At 70.1% G+C, this 26187-nt stretch carries 23 protein-coding genes and 1 pseudogene; 11 read left to right on the plus strand and 13 right to left on the minus strand.

Features of this window, described 5'->3' with window-relative positions; all coding sequences use genetic code 11:
- Positions 1-113: 113 nt before the first annotated feature.
- The 7 genes from ACWD68_RS06580 to ACWD68_RS06610 form a co-directional block, all read right to left on the minus strand.
- Positions 114-779, minus strand: coding sequence for a class F sortase (locus ACWD68_RS06580; RefSeq protein WP_451805364.1), 666 nt, complete (start codon positions 777-779; stop codon positions 114-116).
- A 1-nt stretch (position 780) separates the two neighbouring features.
- A complete protein-coding gene (locus ACWD68_RS06585) occupies positions 781-1332 on the minus strand; it encodes a hypothetical protein (RefSeq protein WP_451805365.1) in 552 nt (183 codons plus the stop codon).
- Between the two features lie 130 nt (positions 1333-1462).
- The gene (locus ACWD68_RS06590) at positions 1463-2242 is read right to left on the minus strand and encodes an HAD-IIA family hydrolase (RefSeq protein WP_451805366.1); all 780 of its coding nucleotides are present in this window, start codon (positions 2240-2242) and stop codon (positions 1463-1465) included.
- Between the two features lie 223 nt (positions 2243-2465).
- Positions 2466-2591, minus strand: coding sequence for a hypothetical protein (locus ACWD68_RS06595; RefSeq protein ID WP_451805367.1), 126 nt, complete (start codon positions 2589-2591; stop codon positions 2466-2468).
- 22 nt (positions 2592-2613) lie between these two features.
- On the minus strand, positions 2614-3372 hold the full coding sequence (locus tag ACWD68_RS06600; RefSeq protein WP_451805368.1) for a GntR family transcriptional regulator: 759 nt from the start codon (positions 3370-3372) through the stop codon (positions 2614-2616).
- A gap of 45 nt (positions 3373-3417) precedes the next feature.
- Complete coding sequence (locus ACWD68_RS06605; RefSeq protein ID WP_451805369.1) at positions 3418-4362, minus strand: hypothetical protein; 945 nt, start codon at positions 4360-4362, stop codon at positions 3418-3420.
- A gap of 383 nt (positions 4363-4745) precedes the next feature.
- A complete protein-coding gene (locus tag ACWD68_RS06610; protein WP_451805370.1) occupies positions 4746-5933 on the minus strand; it encodes an ROK family transcriptional regulator in 1188 nt (395 codons plus the stop codon).
- 228 nt (positions 5934-6161) lie between these two features.
- On the opposite strand from ACWD68_RS06610, the gene ACWD68_RS06615 reads away from it, so the two are divergent.
- The gene (locus tag ACWD68_RS06615) at positions 6162-7247 is read left to right on the plus strand and encodes a Gfo/Idh/MocA family oxidoreductase (protein WP_451805371.1); all 1086 of its coding nucleotides are present in this window, start codon (positions 6162-6164) and stop codon (positions 7245-7247) included.
- On the plus strand, positions 7244-7726 hold the full coding sequence (locus ACWD68_RS06620; protein WP_451805372.1) for a heme-degrading domain-containing protein: 483 nt from the start codon (positions 7244-7246) through the stop codon (positions 7724-7726). The genes ACWD68_RS06615 and ACWD68_RS06620 overlap by 4 nt, the downstream gene beginning before the upstream one ends.
- Positions 7727-8027: 301 nt before the next feature.
- Here ACWD68_RS06620 and ACWD68_RS06625 read toward each other — a convergent pair whose 3' ends face one another.
- From ACWD68_RS06625 to ACWD68_RS06640, 4 genes and pseudogenes are all read right to left on the minus strand, one after another.
- The gene (locus ACWD68_RS06625; protein ID WP_451805373.1) at positions 8028-8885 is read right to left on the minus strand and encodes a fumarylacetoacetate hydrolase family protein; all 858 of its coding nucleotides are present in this window, start codon (positions 8883-8885) and stop codon (positions 8028-8030) included.
- 139 nt (positions 8886-9024) lie between these two features.
- Positions 9025-9783 carry a YidC/Oxa1 family membrane protein insertase gene (locus tag ACWD68_RS06630; protein WP_451805374.1) on the minus strand — a complete coding sequence of 253 codons (759 nt, stop codon included), beginning with the start codon at positions 9781-9783 and terminating at the stop codon, positions 9025-9027.
- A 121-nt stretch (positions 9784-9904) separates the two neighbouring features.
- The gene (locus tag ACWD68_RS06635) at positions 9905-10213 is read right to left on the minus strand and encodes a DUF6412 domain-containing protein (RefSeq protein ID WP_451805375.1); all 309 of its coding nucleotides are present in this window, start codon (positions 10211-10213) and stop codon (positions 9905-9907) included.
- 198 nt (positions 10214-10411) lie between these two features.
- Positions 10412-10930: pseudogene (locus ACWD68_RS06640) on the minus strand (winged helix-turn-helix transcriptional regulator); the annotation flags it as partial.
- Between the two features lie 138 nt (positions 10931-11068).
- Here ACWD68_RS06640 and ACWD68_RS06645 point away from each other — a divergent pair.
- Positions 11069-12553: an MFS transporter gene (locus tag ACWD68_RS06645; protein ID WP_451805376.1), complete on the plus strand. Its 1485-nt coding sequence runs from the start codon at positions 11069-11071 to the stop codon at positions 12551-12553.
- A gap of 152 nt (positions 12554-12705) precedes the next feature.
- On the opposite strand, the gene ACWD68_RS06650 is transcribed toward ACWD68_RS06645, so the two are convergent.
- Entirely contained in the window at positions 12706-13554 is an 849-nt protein-coding gene (locus ACWD68_RS06650; protein WP_451805377.1) for a class E sortase, read from the minus strand.
- 354 nt (positions 13555-13908) lie between these two features.
- On the opposite strand from ACWD68_RS06650, the gene ACWD68_RS06655 reads away from it, so the two are divergent.
- From ACWD68_RS06655 to ACWD68_RS06685, 7 genes are all read left to right on the plus strand, one after another.
- A complete protein-coding gene (locus ACWD68_RS06655; protein WP_451805378.1) occupies positions 13909-15384 on the plus strand; it encodes a beta-1,6-galactanase in 1476 nt (491 codons plus the stop codon).
- A gap of 351 nt (positions 15385-15735) precedes the next feature.
- Positions 15736-16755, plus strand: coding sequence for an SEC-C domain-containing protein (locus tag ACWD68_RS06660; protein WP_451805379.1), 1020 nt, complete (start codon positions 15736-15738; stop codon positions 16753-16755).
- Positions 16756-16933: 178 nt separating this feature from the next.
- Positions 16934-18514, plus strand: coding sequence for an ATP-binding protein (locus tag ACWD68_RS06665; RefSeq protein ID WP_451805380.1), 1581 nt, complete (start codon positions 16934-16936; stop codon positions 18512-18514).
- Positions 18515-18635: 121 nt separating this feature from the next.
- Complete coding sequence (locus tag ACWD68_RS06670) at positions 18636-21551, plus strand: Z1 domain-containing protein (RefSeq protein WP_451805523.1); 2916 nt, start codon at positions 18636-18638, stop codon at positions 21549-21551.
- A gap of 47 nt (positions 21552-21598) precedes the next feature.
- On the plus strand, positions 21599-22579 hold the full coding sequence (locus tag ACWD68_RS06675; RefSeq protein WP_451805381.1) for a NaeI family type II restriction endonuclease: 981 nt from the start codon (positions 21599-21601) through the stop codon (positions 22577-22579).
- Positions 22580-22714: 135 nt separating this feature from the next.
- Positions 22715-23191: a very short patch repair endonuclease gene (locus tag ACWD68_RS06680; protein ID WP_451805382.1), complete on the plus strand. Its 477-nt coding sequence runs from the start codon at positions 22715-22717 to the stop codon at positions 23189-23191.
- Positions 23192-23295: 104 nt separating this feature from the next.
- Positions 23296-24102 carry an HNH endonuclease gene (locus ACWD68_RS06685; RefSeq protein ID WP_451805383.1) on the plus strand — a complete coding sequence of 269 codons (807 nt, stop codon included), beginning with the start codon at positions 23296-23298 and terminating at the stop codon, positions 24100-24102.
- 56 nt (positions 24103-24158) lie between these two features.
- Here the strand turns inward: ACWD68_RS06685 and ACWD68_RS06690 are convergent, their stop codons facing one another.
- On the minus strand, positions 24159-25289 hold the full coding sequence (locus ACWD68_RS06690) for a DNA cytosine methyltransferase (protein ID WP_451805384.1): 1131 nt from the start codon (positions 25287-25289) through the stop codon (positions 24159-24161).
- A 174-nt stretch (positions 25290-25463) separates the two neighbouring features.
- On the opposite strand from ACWD68_RS06690, the gene ACWD68_RS06695 reads away from it, so the two are divergent.
- Positions 25464-26183 (plus strand): HNH endonuclease, encoded by a 720-nt coding sequence (locus tag ACWD68_RS06695; protein ID WP_451805385.1) that lies wholly within the window; start codon positions 25464-25466, stop codon positions 26181-26183.
- Positions 26184-26187 lie beyond the last annotated feature (4 nt).

The raw sequence follows: 26187 nt of genomic DNA on the forward strand, positions 1-26187 counted from the left end.
CGGCGCCGGGTTACTCCCGCAACCCGTGCGCGCGCGGTCGAGGACCAGCCCGGTCGGCGGCTTCGGGGGAGCGGGTCGTCGACCGGGCCCGGTAACGGCACGGGTGTCCCCGCTCACAGCCCGCTTCCCGTGAGATACGCCGAGACGATCACGTTCGCCGTGTAGCTGCCGCTGGTCCGGTCGAAGGTTCCTCCGCACGTGATCAGCCGCAGCTCCGCCCGCCCCGACTGCCGCTCACCGTAAGCCTGTTGGGCATCGAAGTGGTCGCGCGCGAGTACCTGGACGTCGTCCACGGTGAACTCCGCGACCGTCCCGTCGTCGCGGACGACCCGGACGGTGTCGCCCGGCTTGACGGCGCTGAGTTTGTAGAAGACCGCGGGCCGGGTCTCGGTGTCGACGTGCCCGACCATCAGCGCGGTCCCGGCCGCACCCGGCTTCGCCCCGGCCGCGTACCAGCCGACGACGCCCGGCTGCCCGTACGGCGGCGGATCGATCCCGCCCCGCCGGTCGAGGCCGCGGGCCACCACGGGGGCCTGCACCCCCATCGAGGGGATGTCGACGCGCTGCGGCCTGGCGTTCCCGAGGGGCTTCAGCGCGGGCGGCAGCCGCACCTCCGGTGGCCGTCCGACGGCCGCGATGTCTCCCGTGGTCGGCGCCGATATCCCCAGCCGCAGGTCCGTCACCTGACGGCCCCACAGCCACAGTCCGAGCAGCAGCACCAGCCAGGCCACGCCGGTCAGCAGGCGGCCGACGCCCGGGGAACGCTCCCGTTCGGCCATGTCAGTCGCGGCTGTCGTGGCCCCGGCGCGCGCTGCGGACCGCCACGGCGACCGCGGCGACGCTCGCGAGGACCAGGCCGACCACGGCCTGCTTGGTGCCGGGTCCGGCCGCCCTGGCGTCCGCCGAGGCGAGATGGGCGGTGCCGCCGCCGCCCGCGTGCACGGGCGCGATCGGCGAGGCGGGTGGGGAGACGCTCGGGGTGGAGTCCGGTGGCGCGACGGTGACCGTGCCCTTGACCCGGCCGGAGTGGCCGTCGCAGTCGACCTCGACGTCGTAACTGCCGGGAGGGAGCGAGGTGCGGACGCGGGTCTCCCCGGTCAGTCCGCCGCCGCCCCCGCCGGTCAGCCGCGCGTCCGAGACGAACGCGTCCGACGCCGCGGTGCCCGTCCGGCCCGCGCAGCCCATGACCCGCAACTGGATGTCGCCGCCGGGGGCCGGGGACACGGGTGTCACGGAGATACCGGCCGGTCCCGCGTCGGCCGCGTACGCGGCGGGCGTGAACACGGCCGCCACCACCGCCCCGGCACAGAGAGTGATTCGCATTGAGCGCATCGTGAAACCTCCAGATATCTGGAGACTCCCCCTCGGGGCGGCGGCCCGCATCTTCAGGGGGCCGCCACTGCTCCGTACGGGTCAGTCCGCGGCGGTCCGGGTTTCGGATCCGCTCGGCGCGCTCCGGGATTCAGACGCGGTCGACGAGATCCGCGATCGAGTCGACGATCTTCGACGGCCGGTACGGGTAGCGCTCGATCTCCTCCGGCGTGGTCAGTCCGGTCAGGACGAGGAAGGTCTGCATCCCCGCCTCCAGACCGGCCAGGACGTCGGTGTCCATGCGGTCGCCGATCATCGCGCTGCTCTCGGAGTGCGCGCCGATGGCGTTCAGCCCGGTCCGCATCATCAGCGGGTTCGGCTTGCCCGCGAAGTAGGGCTGTTTGCCGGTGGCCTTGGTGATCAGCGCGGCGACCGCTCCGGTGGCGGGCAGCGGTCCCTCGGTGGACGGGCCGGTCTCGTCCGGGTTGGTGGCGATGAACCGGGCGCCGCCCTTGATCAGCCGGACCGCCTTGGTCATGGCCTCGAAGGAGTAGGTACGGGTCTCCCCGAGGACCACGTAGTCCGGTTCGTGGTCGGTCAGGACGTACCCGATGTCGTGCAGCGCGGTGGTCAGGCCCGCCTCACCGATGACGTACGCCGTGCCGCCGGGCCGCTGGTCGTCCAGGAACTTGGCCGTGGCGAGGGCTGAGGTCCAGATGTTCTCGACGGGCACGTCCAGGCCCATGCGCTGGAGCCTGGCGTGCAGGTCGCGGGCCGTGTAGATCGAGTTGTTGGTCAGGACCAGGAACGGCCTTCCGGACTCCCGCAGCTTCTTGATGAAGGCGTCGGCGCCGGGGATCGGCACACCTTCGTGGATGAGGACACCGTCCATGTCGGTGAGCCACGACTCGATGGGCTTGCGCTCTGACATGTGCTGGGTCTCCTGCCGTCCTGGCGTGCCTACGCACTCGATCCGGGGGCGCCGGAACGACGCTGTGCCGACACCCCCAGCCTAGTCAGGAGGGCTTCACCCCGGCCCGGCCGGGATGACGCGGTCCCGGCGGGCTCGGACCGGCCCGACCGTCGGCGGAGGGAGTCGGGAACCGTGGTGCCGCCGTGGGCGACGGGCATCCGGTCGAAGGGGACACCGCTGCTCATCGTCCGGATCCGGCGGCGAATCCGCCGAGCAGCGCGGGCAGTTCGGCCACCGAGCCGAGCACGTGCCCGGCCCAGGCGGCGCGCAGTGCCGCCTCGAAGGCGCCGCGCAGAGCGGAGTTCACGGCACGCTCCTCCCTCATCGGGTCAATCGCCGAGGTGCGCGGTGAACGAGAACCGGTCTCCCCGGTACAGCGTCCGCACCCGCTCCAGCGGCCGCCCCTCCGTGTCCCGCGAGACCCGGTGGATCAGCAGCATCGGCAGCGCGGGCGGCGTCCCGATCAGCAGCGCCTCACGCGGGGTGGCCAGCACGGTCTCGATCCGCTCGTCCGCGTCGCCGAACGCGACACCGAGCCTGTCGCGCAGGTACGCGTAGAACGAGGAGTCGGGGTCGAAGTCGCGGTCGAGGTCCGGGACCCGGCCCACCGCGACGTACGTGCTCTCCAGGCCGACCCGCTCGTCGTCCGCGAGCAGCACCCGCTCCATGTGCCAGACGGGTTCACCGCGCCGCAACCCCGCCTCGGTGGCCAGCGATTCCGGACAGGGGAACCGGTCGAGGGAGATGAGCGTACGACCGGGAGTGCGCCCCTGCCGCCGTACGCCCTCGGTGTAGCTCGCCAGCGACAGCGGCTGCTCCAGCTTGGGACCGGCGACCACCGTGCCGCGCCCCTGCCGTCGCAGCTTCCCTTCGAGCAGCAGCTCACGGAGCGCCTGACGCACCGTCTCGCGGGCGACCTCGTACCGCTCCGAGAGATCGCGATCGGTGGGCAGGAGTCCCCCTTCGCCCAGCTCCTCGACGAGCCGGGCGATGTGCGCCTTGACCGCGTAGTACTTCGGGATGCGGCCGTGCTCCGGAATGCCGGAGCGGACGGGGGCGCCGGGGGCCTGGTCGTTCGGATACTCCACGGAAACGATCGTCGCAGACGGCGCTCCCGCCACGGCTCGCAGGTGTCAGGGCCGGCGCGGACGCACCCGCCGCGCCAGGGCGAGCAGTCCGGCCCCGGAGGCGAGCAGGGTGAGCGCGAGCACGGCCAGTCCCTGCCGGTTCGAGGCACCGGGTCCGGTGCTGGCCAGTTGGTCGGCGGACAGCGCCGCCGCACCGGTCCCCGCGGTCCCGCCGACGGTCGTCCCGCTGCCGGTACCGCCGCTCGGAGTGCCCGTACCGGCACTGGCGGCGCTGGCACTGGCAGCACTGGCACTGGCACCGGTACTGGCACCGGCGTCGGTGCCGGCGTCCGCGGTGCCGCTCACGTCCGCCCCCGTCTCCGCGCCCGTCTCCTTGCCCGCCTCCTGGCGCGGCTCCTCGCTCCTGCCCGTGCCGTCGTCCTCGACGCGGAACCGGTAGTCGTTCGACTCCCCCACCCAGTCGCCGTCGTCCTCGTGCCGCTGCACGACGGCCGCGTTCGCGACGACGGTGTTCGGCGCGGTCGCGCCGGAGGTCAGGGAGAGCCGCACCTTCACGGTGAGGGTGCGCCCTGGAGCCACGGTGAACCCGGGGAAACCGTCGTCGAACGGCCCCACGTTCTCGTCCTCGTCGCTCCGTACGAACCTCACCGCGTGCGCCCGCTCCCCCTCGTAGAACTCCAGCCGCGCCTGCTCCGGCCGCAACGTCCGCTTCGCGTCGACGAGGACGACCACCGGATGGATCGCGCCGCACGTGTGCGCCGTGATGTTGGTGAGGTCGATGTACCAGGTCCCGAAGTCGCCGCCTGCCTCGTAGGCGTCGGGACCACCGTGGATACGGGTCTTGATCGGGAAGTCGCGGGTGTCGGACGAGACGCAGGCGGGCCGGGGTTCCAGCGCGTGGGCCGGGGTCGGCGTGAGCGTCACGCACAGGGCGAGAGCCGTCGGGGCGAGGGCGGTCGGGGTGAGCGGGTGGGACGTACGCAGTCGCATGAGGAGCCTTTGGCCGATCGGAGGGTGTGGGGGGATCGGGAGGATCGAAAGCGTCAGTCGGTACCGGGCAATGGCCTCGTGACCCTGCCACGCGTCACCCCTGCCGGCAGACCGCCACGCACGGAGTCACCCCGTTCGGCCGCACGAATCCCCTCGCCCGGCCCGCATCCGCCTCACCGGGCCCGCACCGCTTCCGTCCGGCCGTCCCCCCTGGCTCGGCCCACATCCCCGCCGCCCGGCCCACATCCCCCTCGCTCAGTTCACACGCCTCGCGCCCACCGCGCATCCCGTTCCCCCGGCCGCCCCATACACCCAGCCGCCCGCGACCCCGTTCCCCCAGCCGCGCCCACACCCAACCGCCCGCGACTCGCGACCCCGGTCGCTCAGCCCTCTCCCCGGCCGAACAGCGGGGCCAGCAGCAGTTGGGCCGCGCCCTCGGCCACCCCGCGTGCCCCTCCGGGGGCAACCCGGACCGGCACCGCGGGCTCGCCCCCTTCGCGCCGGGCCCGTTCCTCCAGGACGGCCCCGACTCCGCGTACGAAGACCTCCTCGTGAGCCGCGACCGTGCGCCCGCCCAGCAGGACGAGGTCGATGTCCAGCAGGCCAACCAGATTCGCCGCCCCGGCGCCGAGCACCCGGGCCGCCTCGTCCACGGTCCCGCGCCCCACCGCGTCCAGGCACAGCACCTCGATGCACCCCCGGTTCCCGCACTCGCACAGCGGCCCGTCCAGCTGGATGACCTGATGCCCGAACTCCCCGGCCCCGGTACGGGTCCCCCGGTGCACGACCCCACCGAGCACGAGCCCGGCTCCCAGGCCCGTACCGAGATGCAGATACGCGAAGGATCCGCCGCCGGAGAAGCCGGAACCGGACACCACCGCGACCCCGAGCGCCGCCGCGTTGGTGTCCTTGTCCACCACCACCGGCAGCCCGAGCCGCCCGGCCAGCGCGTCCCGCAGCGCGAACCCGTCCCACTCGGGGAAACCCGTGACCCGGTGCAGCACCCCCGAGGTGTGATCGAGGGGACCGGGCAGCGCGACCCCCACGCCCAGCGGTGACACCGCGCCGAGCAGTGCCGAGACCTCCCCGGCCGCCCCGTCGACCACCGCGTCGGCGCCGGCCCCCAGGTCCAGCGGTGCGCGCCGCTCGGCCACCACGGCCCCGGTGAGATCGCAGAGCACCACGGTCAGCTCGTCCCGGTCGAGGTGCAGCCCGACCGCGTGCCCCGCCTCGGGCACGAGCCGCAGCACCGTACGGGGCTTGCCGCCCGTGGACGCGCGGCGCCCCGCCTCCGTCGCGAGACCGTCCGCCCGCAGCCGCGCGGTGATCTTGCTGACGGCCTGCGGGGTCAGTCCGGTCCGCTCGGCGAGTTCGAGGCGGCTGATGCCCGCGACCCCCGCCGTGCGCAGCAGATCGAGCACCAGCGCGGCGTTGTGACTGCGCAGGGCGGGCAGGTTCACCCCGGCCGCCCCGGCGCCCGCGACGGCCGCCGGACTTCCGGGGACGCCCGGGCTCCGGGTGGCGCCGGGCCTCCCGGAAACACCCGGCACTCCGGCGGGCGCCGCGGTCACCGAGATCCCCGCCTCCACCGGCTCCCCCGGCTCCCGCCGTTCCCTTCGCTCCGCCGGCTTCTGCGATTTCTGCGATTCCTCCGGCGCGGCCGGAACAGCCGGAGGGGCCGGATCCCCCGGCTTCCCAGGGATCCCCGGCATCCCGCCCCCACCCACATTGGTCCTGTTCACATCACCCATTGTCCCCCGCGCTTGCACTTTGGCAACAGCGTTGCCAAAGTAGGACGCATGACAGGCATGACTGGTACGCCCCTTCGCGTGGGTCTCGTCGGCTACGGCCTCGCGGGTTCCGTCTTCCACGCCCCGCTGATCGCCACGACCGAGGGACTCGCCCTCGACACGGTCGTCACCTCCCATCCGGAGCGCCAGGCGCAGGCCCGCGCCGAGTTCGGCGACGGACTCCGCTTCGCCGCCACGCCGGACGAACTGCTGGCACGCGCCGACGAGCTCGACCTGATCGTCATCGCGTCCCCGAACAAGACCCACGTCCCGATCGCGACCGCCGCCCTGAAGGCGGGCATCCCCGTGGTCGTGGACAAGCCCATCGCCGGCACGGCGGCGGAGGCCCGCGAACTGGCCGCCCTGGCCGACGAGCGCGGCCTGCTGCTCTCCGTCTTCCAGAACCGCCGCTGGGACAACGACTTCCTGACGCTCCGCAAGCTGCTCGCCGAGGGCGAGCTGGGCGACGTCTGGCGCTTCGAGTCGCGTTTCGAGCGCTGGCGCCCGCAGCCGAAGGGCGGCTGGCGCGAGTCCGGCGACCCGGCAGAGATCGGAGGTCTTCTCTTCGACCTCGGCAGCCACCTCGTCGACCAGGCGCTCGTCCTCTTCGGCCCCGCGGCCTCGGTGTACGCGGAGTCGGACATCCGCCGCCCGGGCGCGCTGACCGACGACGACACGTTCATCGCGATCACGCACACGAGCGGGGTCCGCTCCCACCTCTACGTCTCCGCGACGACCGCGCAGCTCGGCCCGCGCCTCCGCGTCCTCGGCTCGCAGGCGGGGTACGTCAAGTACGGCCTCGACCCGCAGGAGGCCGACCTGCGCGAGGGCAAGCGGCCCGGCGCCACGGCCGGGTGGGGCATCGAGCCGGAGGCCCTGTGGGGCCGCGTCGGCTCCGGCGAGTCCCCGCTGACCGGCGGTGGCCGCCCCGAGCCCACGGTCCCGGGCTCGTACCCGGAGTACTACGCGGCCGTCGCCGCCGCCCTCCGTGACGGCGGCCCCAACCCGGTCACCGCGCACGAGGCCGCGGCCGCCCTCGACGTCCTGGAGGCGGCCCGCCGCTCCGCCCGCGAGGGAGTGGTGGTGTCCCTGTGAACGCGCCCGCACCGGAGATCGGCGAGCTGATCACCGAGCTGGAGGAGCAGGAGCGCCGTCTGACGCTCCCCCGCTTCACCCACGACGACGCCTGGGCCCTCGGCACGCTCCTCGTCGAGCTCGCCCGCGAGCGCGACGCGCCGGTCGCCGTCGACATCCGCCGCGGCGGCCAGCAGCTCTTCCACGCGGCACTGCCGGGTTCGACCCCGGACAACGACGCCTGGATCGACCGCAAGCGCCGCGTCGTCGAGCGCTACGGCTGCTCCTCGCTCCTGGTCGGCTCCCGCTTCCGCGCCAAGGGCACGACCTTCGAGGAGTCCTCGCGCCTGGACCCCGACACGTACGCGGCCCACGGTGGCGCGTTCCCGATCGCCGTGACGGACGCGGGCGTCATCGGCACGGTGGTGGTATCGGGCCTTCCCCAGGTCGAGGACCACAAGATGGTGGTCGAGGCCCTGGAGAAGTTCCTGTCCGCGTAACCCGCCACCCCCGCGCCCCCCTCCGGGAGCGCGGGGGCCCCGCGGCGCCCCACGAACAGCCCCCGTCCAGGGGCGCGAGGCACAGCGCGCCCAGCCACGAGGCACCCGCACCGCCCCACGAACAGCGCAGCCCCCAGGGGCGCGAGGAACCGCGCGCCCAGCCACAACACACCCGCAGCCGACACCGAACAGGAAGACCCCCAAGGGGGGCGCGAGGAACGGCGCAACCAACCACAGCGGGCCCCAGGCGGACAACGCACCCACGCCCCGGCGGACCCCAACCGCAGACCAAGCGGAGCGCTTACGCGTTCTTGAGTTCCTGCCGCTGCCGCCCCAGCCCCCCGATCTCCAGCTCCACCACGTCACCCGCCCGCAGGAACGGCTTCGGCTCGGGCTGACCGAGCGCCACCCCGGCCGGCGTACCGGTGTTGATGACATCGCCGGGGTACAGCGTCATGAACTGGCTCACGTAGCGGACGACCTCGGCCACCGGAAAGATCTGCTCGGCCGTCGTGCCGTCCTGCTTGAGCTCACCGTTCACCCAGAGCCTCAGCGACAGCGCCTGCGGGTCCGGGACCTCGTCCGCGGTCACCAGCCACGGACCCAGCGGGTTGAACGTCTCGCAGTTCTTGCCCTTGTCCCAGGTGCCGCCCCGCTCGATCTGGAACTCCCGCTCGGAGACGTCGTGCGCCACCGCGTACCCGGCGACATGCGCGAGCGCCTCCTCCTCGGACTCCAAATAGCGGGCGGTACGGCCGATGACGACCGCCAGCTCGACCTCCCAGTCGGTCTTCACCGACCCGCGCGGTACGAGCACGGTGTCGTTCGGCCCGACCACGGTGTCCGCCGCCTTGAAGAAGATCACCGGCTCGGCGGGCGCCTCGGCGCCGGTCTCCCGGGCGTGGTCGTGGTAGTTGAGCCCGATGCACACGACCTTGCCGATCCGGGCCAGCGGCGGTCCGACGCGCAGTCCGGCCGCGTCCAGCACGGGCAGCTCACCGGCCTCGGCGGCGGACCGGACGCGGCCGAGCGCCGCGTCGTCGGCGAGCAGTGCCCCGTCGATGTCGGCGACGACGCCCGACAGGTCCCGCAGGGTCCCCTCGGTGTCGAGCAACGCGGGCCGCTCCGCCCCGGCCGTACCGACTCGCAGCAGCTTCATGGTCACCATCTCCCTCGATCGCGGGCCGTCGACCGACGGGTGCAGCCATCGGAGGACTGGTCGATCCTCCAAGCTCGGTGTCCAGTCCGCAAGACCCCGTTCACGGACTGGACCACGCGCGCCTGTACGAGAAGCCCCGTCAGACGAGCGCCGCGGTCGCGGGCGCGGCCCCCGGCATGTCCCGGTAGAGCACCGCCCGCTCGACCGCGCTCCATGTCGTACTGGTCACCACGTACAGCGCGGCCGCCAGCGGCACCACGGCCACGGTGAACAGGGTGAAGAAGGACATGAACGGCATGAGCTTGGTGACCGAGGCGAGCCCGGGCACCTGCTCCCCGTCGCCCACCACGGGCGCGGCGGCGGTCATCCGCTTCGTCCGCACGAAATTGAAGGTGGCCACGGCCGCGACGACGGCGAAGAGTGCCAGGTAGACGAGGCCGGACGGCCCGAAGGGCCCGCCGTCGCCGAGCGCGTCCGCCCACCGGCCCCCGAGCGGCGCGGCCAACAGGGTGTGCCCGAGCACGGTGTTGGCCCCGCCGCCGATCGTCGGGCTGGAGAACAGGTGGTAGAGGAGGAAGAAGGCCGGCATCTGGAGCAGGCTGGGCAGGCATCCGGAGAGCGGCGACACCTTCTCCTCTGCGTGCAGTTCCATCAGTGCCTTCTGGAATTTCTCGGCGTCCTTCCCGTGCTTCTTGCGCAGCTGTGCGATCTGCGGCTGAAGCGCCGCGCGCGCCCGCTGCCCCCGCGCCGCCGCCCGCGACAGGGGATGCACGAGCAGTCGTACGAGCGCGGTGAACAGGACGATCGCGGCGGCCGCCGCCGAGGCCTGGAACAACGGCTGGAGCAGGTCGGCGAACCGCTCGACCAGGTGCGCGAAAGCGGACATGAACGTGGACATGGGTGAGCCCTCCGGGGGTCTCGTCGTGCCGGGATGACGGAATGCGGCATGACGACCCGCGCGGGGTCACCGGGGATGGAGAGTCCACCCCTGGTGAGAGTCACCGGGGTGAAGGGGTGCCCTACGCGGTCGCCGGGAGGGCGTGTCCGGGGGCCCTGGGCCGAGGCCGGCCACTGGCGTCCGGATCGCGTTGCGGCAGGAAGGCGGTACGTCGGGCGCGGTCGCGGATGGCCGTGCGCACCCGGGTGGGCGGAACGGCGGGCGCGCAGCGCGACACGATGAGGGAGCAGGCGACGAAGGCGGAGCCTGCCGCGGCGGTGGCGGCGAGCGCGACGGTGGCGGTGAGGCTGCCGGTGTCGAGCAGGGCGACCTCGAGGAGCAGGAGCAGCAGTACGCCGGCGGGGCGGGCGTCGGCCCAGGTCCGGATCATCGGCTGCCCCTCCTCTCGTACGTGGTGCGCGTGCCCTTCCGTTCGTTATACAGGATGCCTCTCGGCCGCACCCCGGGAATCGGCGCCGGCCTACTCCCGCCGATCCACCCCGACCGACTCCCGGTCGTCCGCTCCGGACGACTCCCGGCCGTCCGCTCCGGCAGGCCTACGGGAGAGCGCACCGGCCGGCTTCTGGGAGTCCGTCTCGATCGGATCCAGCAGCCGCCTCGGCCCGAGCAGGGCCCGGCTGACCGGATCCGACGGGTCCCGGTCGAGTCCGGGGCCCGGTGTCATCTCGACGTCGGGGACGGGCACGACCATGGCGCAGGCGGGGCATTCACCGTACGGGCCGAGTTCCGTGCCGCAGGCGGCGTGCCGGAAGTAGCGCAGGCGGGTCTCGTCGAAGTGCTCGCGGCCCCACAGGCCGAGCGAGCGCACGGTGGGCCACAGGGCGATACCGCGATCGGTGAGGACGTACTCGTCGCGCGGCGGCGACTCCTGGTAGCGGCGCTTTTCGAGGATGCCCTCGGTGGTGAGCGTCTGGAGGCGGGCCGCGAGCACGGCGCGCGGGATGCCGAGGTGCACGAGGAAGTCGTTGTAGCGCCGTACGCCGTAGAGCGCGTCGCGGATGACGAGGAGCGTCCAGCGCTCGCCCACGATCTCCAGCGCGCGGGCGATCGAGCACTCCTGCGTCGCGTAGTCCTTGCCCAGAGCCATGACCCCACTGTAGCCACTTTCCGACATGTTGGTTCAATGAACGAACCTAGGGTGTTACGGTTTCCTCCAGCAGTCGGTTCAATGACTGAACCTACCGTGCCACCGTACGGATGATCCGCCGTTTCGAAAGGGCAGGCCATGACCCGGCTCGACCGGACCGACACCAGCACGCAGCCCACCCACGCCACCGCGCCCTCCGGGGGCACCGTGACGTCGACCCCTCCGGCGGGCTCCGCCTCCGCGCCCTCTCCGGCGTCGGCGGCCTCGGTGGCCACCCCGGCGGAGAGCTCTCCGCGGGCCACCCAGACCCTCGCCCTGACCAGTGCCGCCACCGCCGTGGCCCTGATGACGTACACGGCCCCGATGGTCACGCTCCCCGACACCGCGGCCGCGCTGCACACCTCGGTCTCCGCCCAGGCCTGGCTGCTCAACGGCACCCCGCTGGGCCTGGCCGCGCTGCTCCTGGTCGCGGGGAGTCTCGCTGACGACTACGGCCGCCGCCGGATCTTCCTGGCCGGCACCGTCGCCCTCGGCCTCACCACCGCCCTCGGTGCGCTCGCGGGCTCGACCTGGCTGTTCACCCTGACCCGCATCGCGCAGGGCGCGGCGAGCGCGGCGATCCTCGCGAGCAGCCTGGGACTGATCGTGCACGCCTTCCCGACGCCGCGCGGGCGACTGCACGCGACGGGGGTGTGGGGCGCGTTCGTGAGCGCCGGCATCGCGGTGGGCCCGCTCCTCGCGGGGGCCATAGCGGGCTGGAACTGGCGGATGGCGTACGCCGTCCTGGGCGCCGCCGCCCTGGTGGTCGCCCTTCTCGGAACCCGCGCCCTGACCGAGTCCCGCGCACCCCGCGGCGGCCGACCCGACCTCGCGGGGGCGCTGACCTTCGGCCTGGCGCTGGTGTCACTGGTGGCCGCGCTGACGCTGGGCCGCGACGGCTGGCTGCGCGCGCCGGTGGGGCTGCTGCTGGCGGCGTTCCTCGTCCTGACGTCCGTCTTCGTCGTCGTCGAACGCCGTACCCGGACGCCCATGATCGACCTCGGTCTGCTCCGCCACCGCCGTTTCCTCGCCTCGTCCGCGGGCGGGCTCTTCATGGGCCTCGCGGTGATCGGCCTGTTCAGCTTCCTGCCGGCGCTGCTCCAGCGGACGCTCGGGCTGTCCGCGATGGACACGGCGTGGCTGTTCCTGCTGTGGTCCGGCCTCTCCTTCACGGTCGCCCTCCAGGCCCGCCGTCTCGCCGGCCGGATCTCCCACCGCCACCAGCTCGCCCTCAGCTTCGCACTGCACGCGGCCGGTGTCCTGACGATGCTCGGCGCGGTCGGGGCCGACTCCTGGGCCCGTCTGCTCCCGGGCTTCGTCATCTCCGGGGTGGGCAGCGGCCTGCTCAACGCCGCGCTGCCGCTGCTCGCCGTCGAATCCGTGCCCGCGACCCGCGCCGCGATGGGCTCGGGCGCCCAGCAGAGTTTCCGCTACATCGGCTCCTGCGCCGGAGTCGCCCTCACGATCGCCCTCGTCACCTCCACCGGCGGACCGGCGCACGGCGCGGACATCGCGATCGTCGTCTCGGCGGGGCTCGCCGCACTGGCGGCGGCGAGTGTGCTGGTCCTGCGGGACCGGGCGTAGGCCGACGAGCCGGCGTGAGCCGGCGGGCAGGGCCCTAGCGGCGGGCCCCGCGTGAACCGGCAGGCCTGGCGTGACCCGGCGGGCCTGGCCCGAGCCGCCAGGCCTGCCCGAGTCGGCGGGGCCGGGTCCGGATCAGCGGGGCCGGGTCCGGGTCAACGGGGCCGCATGGCGGTGAGCTTCCCCCACACCGCCATGCGATACGTGGAGGTGTACTCGGGGGTGCACGTCGTGAGCGTGATGTAGTACCCGGGCTCGCTGTACCCGTACGACGGCCGGACCGTGCTGCGGGGCACCGGGCGGATCACCCCGCCGTCGCGCGGAGAGGTCCGCGCGAGCGTCCGGTCGACGGTGTACGTGTAGACGGCGGTCCTCGTCTCGACGGTGATCGTGTCGCCACGCCGGAGTCTCGGGAGGTACCGGAAGGGCTCCCCGTGCGTGTTCCGGTGCCCGGCCAGCGCGAAGTTCCCCGCCTGGCCCGGCTGTTGGGTGCCCTTGTAGTGGCCGACATAGCCCTTGTTGAGGACGCCCGGCTTGTTGACGCCCTCGGCCACGGGCACCCGGAGGGAGAGACGGGGAATGTCGAGGACGGCGTAGGCCTGGGACCAACGGGGCCGCGTCCGAACGCTGTCGGCTCCGGCCCGCCCGGCACCGGACGAGGAAAGCTGTCCGGCGGACCGCCCGCCGCCCCCGGCACCGGCCTTCCCCGACTCACCCTTCCCTTTCCCGCTCTTCCCGTTCCCACCCTTCCCCGCGCCGGGACCCGCGCTCGCGTCGGGGTCGGCACTCCCCGGGGCCGGGTTCCCCCACTCCCGCTCCAGCGCCTGCACCTTGCGCTCCGCGTCGTGCTGCGCCTGCCGGTTGGTCCACCACAGCTGGTGCACGACCAGGAGGAGCAGCACCACTCCGACGGTGACGAGCACCTCGGCACCGTTCCAGACCGCGCGCCGGTACGCGGCCCGCCGTCGCCGCGTGCCGTGGTGCACGATCCCCGGAGCCCGCATCCGTACGCCCCCTTCGCCGGGCCGCACGATAGGCGGCACCCCGTCAACTCACCAGCCCCGCGCGGCTTCCGGACGCCCCGATGCCCCGCGCCCGACGAAGAGCCCCTCCACCGACGAGCTCTGGCCACGCGAGCCGCCGGACCGATGAATGCTTCCTCCACCGGTTTTAGAAAGGGCTGTCACAACTCTCGACAACCCCACACGCCACACCCGATGCTTCCTGATGGCATCAGCGGGACGGGCGAGCGCCGGTGGGGACGAACCGGCGGACGAGTCGAAGTCGAGTCGTAATCCGACGGCCAACTCCGGTGGGACGACCGGTAGTTGCGCTTCAGACGGACGGAGAAGCCAGCCATGATCCGACGCAGAACACTTCTGGCCGCCGCGGGCGGTACGGTCCTCGGCGGCGCCCTGGCGACGGGCACCGCCCGCGCGGACGCGACGATCGCCGTCAACCCCACGACGACGTACGGGAAATGGGAGGGCTGGGGCACCTCTCTGGCTTGGTGGGCCAACGTCTTCGGCGCCCGCGACGACTTCGCCGACCTCTTCTTCACCACCAAGTCGACCACGTACAACGGCGCTTCGCGTCCCGGCCTGGGTATGACCATCGCCCGCTACAACCTCGGCGCGTGCAGCTGGAACACCGTCGGCGGCGAGAGTATGACCGCCTCCGCCAACATCCCCTCCTTCAAGCAGATCGAGGGCTACTGGCAGGACTGGAACAACGAGGACCCGACGTCGTCGGCCTGGAAATGGACGGCGGACGCCACCCAGCGCGCCGCCCTCACCAAGGCGACGGCACGCGGCGCGACGAGCGAGCTGTTCGCCAACTCCCCGATGTGGTGGATGTGCCTGAACCACAACCCGTCGGGCGCGTCCGGCGGCGGCAACAACCTCCAGCCCTGGAACTACCGCCAGCACGCCTCCCACCTCGCGGCGGTCGCGCTCTACGCGAAGACGAACTGGGGCGTGAACTTCGCCACCGTGGAGGCGTTCAACGAGCCCGCCTCCAGTTGGTGGACGTCCACCGGCACCCAGGAGGGCTGCCACATGGACGCGTCCGTCCAGGCGGCCGTACTCCCCTACCTGCGCAGCGAGTTGGACAAGCGAGGCCTGACGGGCACCAAGATCTCCGCGTCGGACGAGACGAGCTACGACCTGGCCCGTACGACGTGGAACTCCTTCGGCTCGACGGCCAAGGGCCTGGTCAACCGGGTCAACGTACACGGCTACCAGGGTTCGGGCGGCCGTCGGGACCTCCTCTACACGGATGCCGTGACGTCCTCCGGCAAGACGCTGTGGAACTCCGAGTACGGCGACGGCGACGGCACCGGCCTGACCCTGGCGAGCAACCTCCTCCTCGACTTCCGCTGGCTGCACCCGACCGCCTGGGTCTACTGGCAGGTGATGGACCCGACGGCGGGCTGGGGCATGATCAAGTACGACGCCGGCACCCTGACGGCCGGCGCGGTGGAGACGAAGCTCTATGTGATGGCCCAGTTCAGCCGCCACATCCGCCCGGGAATGACGATCGTGGACACGGGCGTGGACTACGCGGTGGCGGCGTACGACGCGACGGCGAAGCGCCTGGTGATCGTCGCGGCGAACAAGGCCACGTCCGCCCAGACCCTGACCTTCGACCTCTCCCGCTTCACCACGGTCACCGGTGGCACGAGCGGTCTGGTCCCCCGCTGGAACACCCTGACCTCCGGCACCGGCGACCTCTACACACCCCACTCGGACACCCACCTGACCGGCAAGTCCCTCGCGGTGCCGTTCGCGGCGGGGGCGGTACAGACGTTGCAGGTGGACGGGGTGGTGGTGTGAGGCGGGACTGACGGGTCACGACGGACCGGGTCACGGCTGGCCGGATCACCGCGGCCGCCGGTCGACGGGGGGCGGGTCACGGCGGGGTCGGGGCACGGCGGGCCGGCGGTCGACGCGGCCGCCGATCGACGGGGCCCTCGCCGGACCGGTGGCGGCCCCGCCCTGTCCACCGAAGTCCCCAGCCTGCGGGGCCCTCGGCAGACAGGGCCTTCGGCCTCCGAGGTCTCAGCGACAGGGCCTTCTGCCGACGCGGCGCGCACGCGCGGTCCCGGAATATGCCCCCGGGGACTCCCGCCTCTCTGGCCTGCAGGTCTCTCTCCTTGACGGCCCGGCGGCAGTACGGTGTCCACCATGCGCCCCGACACGCCTGCCGAGAACGTCGACCACACCGCCGAAGCGGCTCGCCTGGAGCGGACCGCCGGCCTGTATCCGGAGGACGCCGAGCACCTGCTCCTGCAGGCCGCGGCCCACCTCGAACTGGCCGGCGACCGCCCCGGCGCCACCACTCTCTACGACCGCCTCCTCTCCTCGGACATCCCCCTCGAGGGCCCGCACCTGGTGCGCGCCCTCAAGGCCTCGAACCTCTGGGAGTACGACCACGAGGCCGAGGCGCGCGCGATCATCGACGGAGTCAGGGCCGCGGCCCCCCGTGACCCGGCCCCCTGGGTGATCGTGGCGGAGGCCCTGGAGTCGCACGACGAACTGGAAGCGGCGCAGGACACCTTCACACAGGGAACGGTCCTGCTCCTGACGGACGTACCGGAGCCCCCGTACTCCACCCTCCCCCTCCTCGTCGGCCGCCACCGTGTGCGCCGCATGCTGGGCGCGGCCCACGACGAGTGGGACGCGCTGGCCGACACCCTCCACTCGTCCCCGATCTCCCTGGACGAACTCCACGACCCCAAGCGGGTCTGGTCCCTCGGCTCGGACAACCCGGCGGAACTCCAGGCCGAGATCACCCGTCTCCAGGCCGAACTGGGCGCCTACCGCCAGGCCCTGTCCCGCCCCTTCCCGGTGGCGGTCCTCCACTGGTCGGCGCCCGAACTCGCGGAACTGGTCGCCGCGTACCCGGCCCTCACCGCCGAGTACCCCTCCCACGAGGAGCACCTCGCGACGATAGAGGCGTCCCTGCGCGAACTGTCCACCTCCGGCACCCCGAACCTCGGCATCGTCACCGCCACGGTCCCGTCCTACGAGGCCTTCGCCGCCTCGGAGGCCTCGCCCCCGTCGGACACGACCCTGCTCCCCCAGTACACGACAACCCTGGCAGCCCGTGGCTTGGCGGTGGCTTGGCCTCCGCAGCGGGGGGCTGCTTGTTGGTGCGGGTCGGACCGGCAGTACCAGGAATGCCACGGGATCCCGGAAGCCTGAGACCGGCGGCGTCACGCCCGTCGGGGTCCGCCCCCTGGAACATGTCCAGGGGGCGTCGCGCACACATATTCCGATCCCACTATTCCTTCACAACTCACGCACGCTAACGTCACACGTGTCAACCGAACTGGCCTGCCCGCACGCATCCCGGGCATGTCCCTGTGCGCGAGGAACACGTATGCCGCCCTACCAGCCGTCTTCGGAGTGGCAGTTCGACGTACCCACCAGCGGAAGCAAGCGGCTCCCCCCTGCGGCGAGGTCGTTCGAATCGCTCGCGCACCAGGGCTACGGCTTCGAGGCGGCCATCGCCGACCTGATCGACAACTCGATCGACGCGGGAGCCCACAACGTCGTCGTGAGCTTCCTGCGGGACACGGGTGAGCGCGGCGGACGGGACCGTCTCGTCGGCCTGCTCGTCATCGACGACGGCCACGGCATGGACGAGGCGGGTCTGGACACGGCGATGACCGTCGGCGGGCGCGAGAACTACGCCGCCGGCGCGCTCGGGCACTTCGGTGCCGGGCTGAAGGCCGCCTCGCTCTCGCACGCCGATGCGCTCACCGTGATCAGCCGGACCAAGCGCAGCCCGTCGACCGGCCGCCGCTGGCTCACCGCCCGCGCGCAGGCCGACTTCACCTGCGACATCGTCGACGCGACGTACTGCCAGAACCTGGTCGACCGCTACGACGGGATCATCGACTGGCACGGCACGATCGTGCGCTGGGACCAGGTCCGCACGTTCGAGACCATCACCACCGGTCAGACCGACCGCTACCTCAATGACGCGATCGAACGGCTCGAGACGCACCTCGGTCTCTACCTCCACCGCTTCCTCGCCCGCGACGGCTTCCACGTGGACATCGTCGTCGAGGACGTCCACACCCGGGAGGAACTGGACCACCGGAGCGTGGAACACATCGACCCGTTCGGCTACCGGGTCCCGGGCCGCCCGGGTTATCCCCGTACGTACGTCGCACCTGTCGAGGGCGTCGGCGACGTCGCGCTGACCACGCACATATGGCCGCCCAAGTCTCCGCTGGTCGCCTACCGGGGCATCGGCCCGCTCGCCGAGCGCCAAGGCTTCTACCTCTACCGCAACGACCGGCTCGTCCAGGCCGGCGGCTGGAACGACACCCGCAGCCCGGAGGGCCACCTCGCCCTCGCCCGGATCGCCGTGGACCTGCCGTCCGAGCCCAACGACGTGTTCGCCCTGACCGTCAAGAAGGACGGCGTCCAGGTCACCCCCGCGTTCGCCCGGGGGCTGGAGAAGGCGGAAGTCCCCGCCACTGGACACACCTTCGCCGAATATGTCCGAGAGGCCGAGGCGACCTACCGCGAAGCCGCCAAGCGGCGCACCGAGGTCAAGCGCATGGCCGTCATCCCACCCGGCAAGGGCATCGACCCCAAGTTGAAGCGGACGCTGCGGGACGAACTGCCCCAGCTGGAGGGCGATGACCCCATCACCTTCACCTGGGCCAGGCTCGACGTGCCGCCCGACGTCGACTCCGCCGAACTGCTCTTCACGATCGACCACAAGGAACGCCTGGTCGTCCTCAACAAGGACTACCGGCACGCCTTCAACGGCAACCGGCGCGGGGGCTCCAACGACGCCCCGGTCCTCAAGAGCCTGCTCTATCTGATGCTCAACGAGATCTTCCAGAAGGAGCGGGTCTCGGCCAACCAGACCGACAAGGTCACCCTGTGGAACAGCGTGCTCGTCACCGCCGTACGGGCCGAACTCGCCCGTGTCGAGGGTTAGTCCACCCCGCTCTCCCCAGCACCTGCCCGTACATCAGAGAGGCCGCCCGACCGCCGTGACCGCCGAGAACACGCTCGCTCCCGACCGCCTCACCGACCTCCACGGCGAGGTCCTCGACGCGATGAGCCGACGCGGGCCCAAGCATTTCGCCAAGCTCGCCTTCGCGCTCGCCGACGACGAAGAGCCGACGGACACGGACGTGGCCGGATTCCACGAGCGCATCCTGGCCGCGACCCCCGGGGACGACCTGCTCGCCGTCTGGCGCCGCAAGCTCACCGCCTGGGATTTCGAGCAGACCCCCTCGTGGTCGGCCACGACGGCACGCACCCCCGAACGGCGCGCCGAGGTCTACGACAAGCTCGCGCTGGACACGGATCTCCGCAAGGCGTTCGACACCGCCGTCCCCGTCCACACGGAGCCTGGTCCCGTCACCATCAGCCGTGAGTTCCAGCCCTGGTACACCCGGGAACAGGCGGCGAACCGCTCCTTCTACTGGCCTTCCTACGAGCGGCTACTGCGCAGCAAGGACACCTGGGACGACGCGGCAATCTGCGATCTGGAAGAGGCCGCCCACGCGGTCGTGGAGCGGCTGGCCGACCCCACCCGTGACGACCCGTACGGCGCGCGCGGACTGGTCGTCGGCTATGTGCAGTCCGGCAAAACCGCCAACTTCACCGGTGTCACGGCCAAGGCCATCGACGCCGGATACCGGCTGGTCATCGTGCTCGGCGGCACCCTGAACCTGCTGCGCGGCCAGACCCAGCGCCGGCTCGACATGGAACTGATCGGCCAGGAGAACATCCTCGGCGCCGCCGACCCGAACGACCCGGACGCCCTGGTCGGCATCGACTACCAGGACGACGAGGACTGGCCCGCCAAGTTCGTCTCCTTCGGCGCCCGCCCCTCCGACCTCGGCGCCTTCGACATCGAGCGCCTCACCTCCCGCGACCGTGACTACATGTCCCTGGAACGTGGCATCAGCGCGCTGGAGTTCGAGAAGCCCGACCGCACCCGCCCCCTGCACGACCCGGCGAACCTGCACGCGGCCCGCGCACGGATCATGGTCGTGAAGAAGAACAAGTCGGTGCTGGAGAAGCTGGTCAAGGACCTCAAAAAGATGGGTCCGATCCTCGGCGAGATCCCGGCCCTGATCATCGACGACGAGTCGGACCAGGCCTCCGTGAACACCACGGACCCCAAGAAGTGGGAGGACGGCAAGGTCACCCGCACCGCGATCAACGGCCAGATCAGCAAGCTCCTCAAGCTGCTGCCGCGTGCCCAGTACGTCGGCTACACCGCGACCCCGTTCGCCAACGTGTTCGTCGACCCGGGTGACGAGGAAGACCTCTTCCCGCGGGACTTCCTGATCTCCCTGCCCCGTCCCACCGACTACATGGGCGTTCAGGACTTCCATGACCTGGACGACATCGACGGCGAGACGGGCGAAGCCGAGAAGAAGCACGTACGGGGCGTCTTCGACTCCACGGGCGACCGCCTCCAGGAGGCCCTGGACGCCTTCGTGCTCACGGGCGCGCTGAAGATCTACCGGGCGGAGCACGGCGTTTCCTCCGACCCGTTCCGGCACCACACGATGCTGGTGCACGAATCGGTCCGCATGGCGGAGCACGCGGCACTCGCCCAGCGCATCAGAACCCTGTGGGACAACTCCGCGCACACCGGTCCGGAAGGCCACGCACGCCTGGCGGATCTCTTCGGCGCGGACTTCCACACCCATGCGGACGACTCCCTGCCCACTCCCGCGACCTACGCGGACCTCAAGCCGTACGTCAGCGAAGCCCGCCGCCTCATCAACCGGGGCGGCAGCCCCGTCATGGTCATCAACGGCGAGAGCGAACGCGACTACGCCCAGCCCGACCTGGACTTCGACCGCACCCCGAACGTCTGGAAGATTCTGGTCGGCGGCACCAAGCTGTCCCGTGGCTTCACGGTCGAGGGCCTGACGATCACGTACTACCGCCGCACGACACAGCAGGCCGACACCCTGATGCAGATGGGCCGCTGGTTCGGCTTCCGCCCCGGCTACCGGGACCTGGTGCGGCTGTACATCGGCCGGGAAGAGGCCCTCGGCCGCGGCCGCAACGCGAAGACCGTCGACCTGTACGAGGCCTTCGAGGCGATCTGCCGCGACGAGGAACTCTTCCGCGCCGAACTGACGCGCTACGCCCCGCTGGTGAACGGCCGCCCCCAGGTAACTCCCGCCCAGATCCCGCCACTGGTGGCCCAGCATCTGCCGTGGGTGAAGCCGTCTGCGCGGAACAAGATGTTCAACGCGGAACTGGTAGAGGTGCGGTCGCCGGGAACACCGATCGAACCGGCGGCATACCCGCTGGACTCCAAGATGACGGCGCGAAACACCGAGCGCTGGAAGCCCGTTCTCACGGCTCTCGACGGAACTCCAACGACCTGCCTGCTGAGGCCGGATAGCACGTCGCCGCTGTCCCGTAGCTTCCAGGCAGCCACCACGGTGATCCCCCACGCCCAGCTTCTTTCCGTCCTCGGTTCGCTGGAGTGGGAGGACGGCAACGTACTCGCCCCGCACCTGGTCTACCTGTCTCAGCTCGACGGACGCCTGGCCAAGGTCGACGACTGGCTGGTCATCGCTCCACAGCGCACGCAGCGCAACCGGATCGAAGCCACCTTGCTGGACCAGGGCCCCTTCTCCCTGTTCCGCCGAAGCCGGCAGTCCGGCAAGCTGTCCTTCGGCCGTATCTCTGGCCTGGAACACCGCTTGTACGCGCAGCAGTTGATCAATGGGCCAGACTCGGCCTCTCCTGAGGACAGCGCCCCCGCGCTCGGAGCGACTCAAGGTGTCGTCCTTCTGTACCCCGTCGTAGAAGCCACTCAGGACGATGAGGTGAAGTCCGTTGCCGCGACGGGCGCTGCTGCCGCTGACCGGGTCACCATGGCGTTCACCGTGATTCCGCCGAAGGCGGCCATCGACACGAAACAGCAGCTCGTGCGCTTCCGGACGATGGACTCCAGCCGCCCAGACGCGGCTATCGTCAACGCGTTCTGAGGCACGACAGCTCCGGGCGAAACGAATCAGTCACCGATGAGGAGAGCATGCTTCCTTTCGAAGAGGCCGACATCAAAGCCGCCACTGCGGTCGCTCTGCAGCAGGTGGCGCCCGGGGTGGACCCTGAACTCGACGAGGTCTACGACCACATCAAGGCGCTCGACCCCACGGGCCGCCGGTTCGCCATGGTCCTCCGTGACACCATCGACCAGCTGCTCAACGGAGAAGTAACCGGACGCTACGACTGGAGGGCACTCTTCAAGACCGAGAAGACTCACGCGGGAACGCTCGTGGAGATCAATCTGCAGCGTGAGTTCAGGTTCGCGGACGGCGACGCAATGGACTACCAGATCGCCGGCGTCGACGTGGACTGCAAATACTCCCAGCAGTTCGGCGGCTGGATGATTCCGCCGGAGGCGATGGGCCACCTCTGCCTGCTGGCCTGGGCGGATGACTACAAGTCCCTCTGGAGCGTAGGTCTCGTCCGGATACGCAGCGAGTGGCTGAACGCTGGCAGCAACCGGGACCTCAAGCTAACGATCAAGGCTGGCCACCGGGACAAGATCCAGTGGCTCTGGCGCAACGAGGCTCTCCCCGAGAACGTACTGCTCCACATGGATTCCGCAGATCGGGACGCCGTGTTCGCATCGAACTCCGGGCAGGGCCGCTTGAACGAGCTCTTCCGGCGCGTTCAGCAACGGCGCATCGGACGCAACGTGATCCGCACGGTGGCCCAGCAGAAGGACTACATGAAGCGGGTTCGCGGCAACGGCGGCAGCCGGTCAGCGCTGATGCCGGAGGGAATCCTCATCATGGGGGACTACGCCAGCCATCGCGAGATCGCCGGACAGCTGGGCCTTCCTCTGCCGGAAGAGGGCGAATTCGTCAGCGCCCGGGTGGTCACCTCAGGGCCTCAGCACGGCGATGCCCCGCGAGTCACACTGGACGCGAAGCAATGGGTCCTCGCGCGGGCAGACGACCCGGTTGTAACCGCCCCGGCCTTGCCATCACACACCAGGCAGGACTGACAATGCAGGTGCCATTCGCACTCGCCTCTTCTGCCGAAAAGGCTGGAGAGGACCAGGAAGCTACTGTCGAGCGGGGCTTCCCTCTCTCCCATGAAACGCTGCCGCCAACGCTGTCCGGTTGGTAAGTCACCATAGATGAGTAATCCCGCCTCAGAACCAGATCCGTCACCAACCACTTGGGTGCCGCCCGAGGGCTCGTGGGCGTCGTCCGCCGCGCGCCGCCGCAACATGCAGGCGATCAGGAGCCGGGACACCACCCCGGAGCTGCTTGTCCGTCGGCTGGTACACGCTCAGGGGCTGCGGTACCGAGTGGCGGCTCGCCCGCTCTCAGATCTTCGCCGCACCGCCGATATGGTTTTCCGGCCGACCAAAGTAGCCGTCTTCATTGATGGATGCTACTGGCACGGCTGCCCTGATCATTATGTTCCCCCCAAGACCAACCCCGGCTACTGGTCTGACAAAGTGGCACGGAACATAACTCGCGACCGCGATACAGATGAGCGCCTACAGGCCGCCGGCTGGCTGGTCTTGCGCTTCTGGGAGCACGAGACAGCGGAAGAATGCAGCGCGGCGATCTGTCATGCGGTGACGTCAAGACGCCCAAAAACATGAGCCAGCCTCCAGCAGGGCAACCCGAGCCTCAGCACGGCCGCTACCGCAACTACCACAGCGAGGCATCTCGGCAAGGGTCCACCGAGCCGGCCATACTCCCTCGCATGCTTCCGATAGACGCGGACGAGCCGCAAGACGAACAGAGAGCCCCAGACGGCACGCTCTGGTGGGAACTTTCTTTTTGGCCTGGCACTAAAATGGATTTCGGCCAGGAACCAAAGCTGGGCGCTTGGATCTGGTTCCATAAGGAAGTCGGCGAGACTTTCACCATGTGGGAACTGCGAACAGCCCTCGGCCCGGAAATCACAGGCGAATCAGAGCACCTCAACCGACGGCTTCGCAAGCTGAGAGAGTTCGAGTGGATAATCCGGTCTTACAAAGATGACCGAACCCTCCCACAGGACACTTACCGGCTGGAAGCCAAGGGACACAAGCTGTGGCTAAAGGAGGAAAGGAAGGGTTCCAAAGGCGCTCCCGCATTCTCACAGCGCACGCGTCGAATCGTCCTCGACAGAGATGGCTCACGCTGCAAGGTATGCGGGGTGGGCAACGGAGAATCCTACCCAGGCGAACCTAACACTAAGGCCAAACTCACTATTGGACACCGCGTCCCACAAGAGCGCTTGCGCGCACGAGGCGCCGCCGATGATATCGACAATTGGCGAACAGAATGCGCACGCTGCAACGAGACGGTACGGAATGAGCTCCCTGATCCGGAGCAATATGATGAAGTAGTCGCAGAAATTAAGCAGCTAAGAAAAGCTGATCTGACGCTACTCCTGAGCTGGCTCCGCACTGGCGAACGCTCACGGTCGAAGCTCGACCGCGCACATGACCGCGCACGCAAGTTGCCGCATAGCGAAAACGAAAAGCTGATCGGCTATATCGAAAAGTTGCTGGGCCACAACTGACAGGCCGCCGAGGGGCGGGGCCATTGCGAGACACCCCGCCCCTCAGGGACTCTCAGTCACCCGCTAGCTCCACGGTTGCGATCGGCCCTGAGCACCTCGATGATCGATTCACCGATGGCCTGCGCAACGGGCGGCGGGAACGCGTTTCCGACCTGTCGGTACTGGGCCGTCTTGCCACCCGTGAATTCCCAGTACGTCGGGAACCCCTGAATGATCGCGGCCTGGCGAACCGTCAGCATGGGGCCGCCAGCGCGGAACAGATCGCGATCCTCAGTGCCGGTCGGCTGGCCGTTCACTGGCGCGTTGGCCACGCCCATACCCGAGACGCCCAGCTTCCCCCATGCCTTCTTAGCCCGGCTGGGACCGAGGTCAGCGCCTCCGTGCTTCTTAGAACCGCCCACGAGCGTGGGAGCTACGCCTTTCCTAGCGTCGTCTGCCCAATCATCGAAGACCTTCTGCGCCTGGGCGGCTTGAGCCCCCTCCAAAAACGGTGCAATACGGTCCTGCATCGTGTCTTTAAGCGCCTCATAGACCGATACCGTCTCGGCGCTGGGCGCGGGAGCTTCGTACTTCAGGTCCTTGAGGACGTCCTTCCGGAAAGCGACAAGGATGGAGCGCGGCCGAAGCTGCGGAACACCGAACTGCTCCGCTTCGTAGACCTTCCACGCCACGACCTCGTAGCCAGGAAGCCCGTCCTCGTCAGGTTCCATGTCCTCAAGGCTGGCCTGGATCCGCGACCTGTAGTCATCAAACTTGGGGTCCATGAGTCCGCGGACGTTCTCGATCATCACGGCGCGAGGGCGGATGAGTTCGGCCAGCTCCAGGATGCGCGGGAAGAGATCACGCTCATCGTCTTCACCGAGCTGCTTGCCAGCGTGAGAGAAAGGCGGGCACGGCACACCTCCGGCAAGCAGGTCAACCTCACCACGCCTGTAGAGACCGGCACTCTTCACCAAGTCACGCGCGGGGTCGAACTCCACCACGTCTTGGCAGAGCACATCACAGTTGGCGCGCTCCCAGTCCCACTTCGGGTGCACCTCGATGTTTTCACGCAGGGTCGCCGCCGCGTACTTGTCGATCTCGATGAGGGCAAGGTGCCTGAAACCGGCCGTGTGCAGTCCGATCGCCTGCCCGCCAGCGCCGGCGCAGATCTCGATCGACGTATAGCCCTGGTCAGTCCCGGTCATGACCCCTCCTCTTGCATGAATTCCACTGACGCCTCATACGGCAGCCATCACAGAGGGTGACATGACCCACTGACATTGCGACTCGACGCGGCGGCACACACCAGTGTGCGGCATCCCCTGCCCACCTCGGTCACCAGCAGCATGGGCAATTTCGAATGCTCGTACGATACTGCTGTGGCGAGAATTAACTGGACGCGGGACGAGCTGGTGCTGGCCTGCGCGCTCGTCGCCGAGAACGGCTGGCGTGAGCTGCGGGTTGCTGACGAGCGGGTGCAGCACCTGTCCCGGATCCTCAGAAGGCTTCCACTGCACGATGGCGCCACGCAGGATCCGAAGTTCCGCTCCCCAGGCAGCGTCAGCCTGAAATCGGGCAACATCGTGACAGCCCGGGCCGGATATCACGGAGCCGCCATGAAGGGTGGCCGGCTGACCCGGGAGGTGGTGGCCGATTTCACAGACCATCCCGCCGAAATGCTCGCCGCCGCTCGTGCCCTGCGGGCGGGTGCGGCATCCGCCGAGATCGTTCGCATACCCGCCCAGGAAGGCGAGGCGGATACGGCACGCGAGGGGCGGCTCCTCACGCGTTGGGCCCTCCACCGCGAGCGGAGCAGACCTCTGCGCGACCGGAAGATCCGGGCGGTCCTGGAGGAGGGCGACACTCTGCACTGTGAAGCGTGCTCGTTCGACTTCACCACCGCCTATGGCGAGCTGGGAGCCGGGTACATCGAGGTCCACCACAGGCTGCCTCTCCACATATCGGGTGTGACGGAGACCCGGATCGCAGATTTTGCCCTGCTGTGCGCGAACTGCCATCGCATGTGCCACAGGAGCTTCCTTGGAGAATCCTGGCGCACCCCTGCCGACCTTCGGAGGCAGATGCGGAAGTCTGATTGAACGC

Source organism: Streptomyces sp. NPDC005141 (assembly GCF_053599975.1).

Excerpts from the sequence above, each read along its gene's own strand:
- ACWD68_RS06580 (WP_451805364.1), bottom strand. The coding sequence starts at position 779 with ATGGCCGAACGGGAGCGTTCCCCGGGCGTCGGCCGCCTGCTGACCGGC.
- ACWD68_RS06585 (WP_451805365.1), bottom strand. The coding sequence starts at position 1,332 with ATGCGCTCAATGCGAATCACTCTCTGTGCCGGGGCGGTGGTGGCGGCC.
- ACWD68_RS06615 (WP_451805371.1), top strand. The coding sequence starts at position 6,162 with ATGACAGGCATGACTGGTACGCCCCTTCGCGTGGGTCTCGTCGGCTAC.
- ACWD68_RS06655 (WP_451805378.1), top strand. The coding sequence starts at position 13,909 with ATGATCCGACGCAGAACACTTCTGGCCGCCGCGGGCGGTACGGTCCTC.
- ACWD68_RS06685 (WP_451805383.1), top strand. The coding sequence starts at position 23,296 with ATGCTTCCGATAGACGCGGACGAGCCGCAAGACGAACAGAGAGCCCCA.
- ACWD68_RS06650 (WP_451805377.1), bottom strand. The coding sequence starts at position 13,554 with ATGCGGGCTCCGGGGATCGTGCACCACGGCACGCGGCGACGGCGGGCC.
- ACWD68_RS06690 (WP_451805384.1), bottom strand. The coding sequence starts at position 25,289 with ATGACCGGGACTGACCAGGGCTATACGTCGATCGAGATCTGCGCCGGC.
- ACWD68_RS06665 (WP_451805380.1), top strand. The coding sequence starts at position 16,934 with ATGCCGCCCTACCAGCCGTCTTCGGAGTGGCAGTTCGACGTACCCACC.
- ACWD68_RS06590 (WP_451805366.1), bottom strand. The coding sequence starts at position 2,242 with ATGTCAGAGCGCAAGCCCATCGAGTCGTGGCTCACCGACATGGACGGT.
- ACWD68_RS06670 (WP_451805523.1), top strand. The coding sequence starts at position 18,636 with ATGAGCCGACGCGGGCCCAAGCATTTCGCCAAGCTCGCCTTCGCGCTC.
- ACWD68_RS06675 (WP_451805381.1), top strand. The coding sequence starts at position 21,599 with ATGCTTCCTTTCGAAGAGGCCGACATCAAAGCCGCCACTGCGGTCGCT.
- ACWD68_RS06605 (WP_451805369.1), bottom strand. The coding sequence starts at position 4,362 with ATGCGACTGCGTACGTCCCACCCGCTCACCCCGACCGCCCTCGCCCCG.
- ACWD68_RS06625 (WP_451805373.1), bottom strand. The coding sequence starts at position 8,885 with ATGAAGCTGCTGCGAGTCGGTACGGCCGGGGCGGAGCGGCCCGCGTTG.
- ACWD68_RS06635 (WP_451805375.1), bottom strand. The coding sequence starts at position 10,213 with ATGATCCGGACCTGGGCCGACGCCCGCCCCGCCGGCGTACTGCTGCTC.
- ACWD68_RS06630 (WP_451805374.1), bottom strand. The coding sequence starts at position 9,783 with ATGTCCACGTTCATGTCCGCTTTCGCGCACCTGGTCGAGCGGTTCGCC.
- ACWD68_RS06660 (WP_451805379.1), top strand. The coding sequence starts at position 15,736 with ATGCGCCCCGACACGCCTGCCGAGAACGTCGACCACACCGCCGAAGCG.
- ACWD68_RS06645 (WP_451805376.1), top strand. The coding sequence starts at position 11,069 with ATGACCCGGCTCGACCGGACCGACACCAGCACGCAGCCCACCCACGCC.
- ACWD68_RS06680 (WP_451805382.1), top strand. The coding sequence starts at position 22,715 with ATGAGTAATCCCGCCTCAGAACCAGATCCGTCACCAACCACTTGGGTG.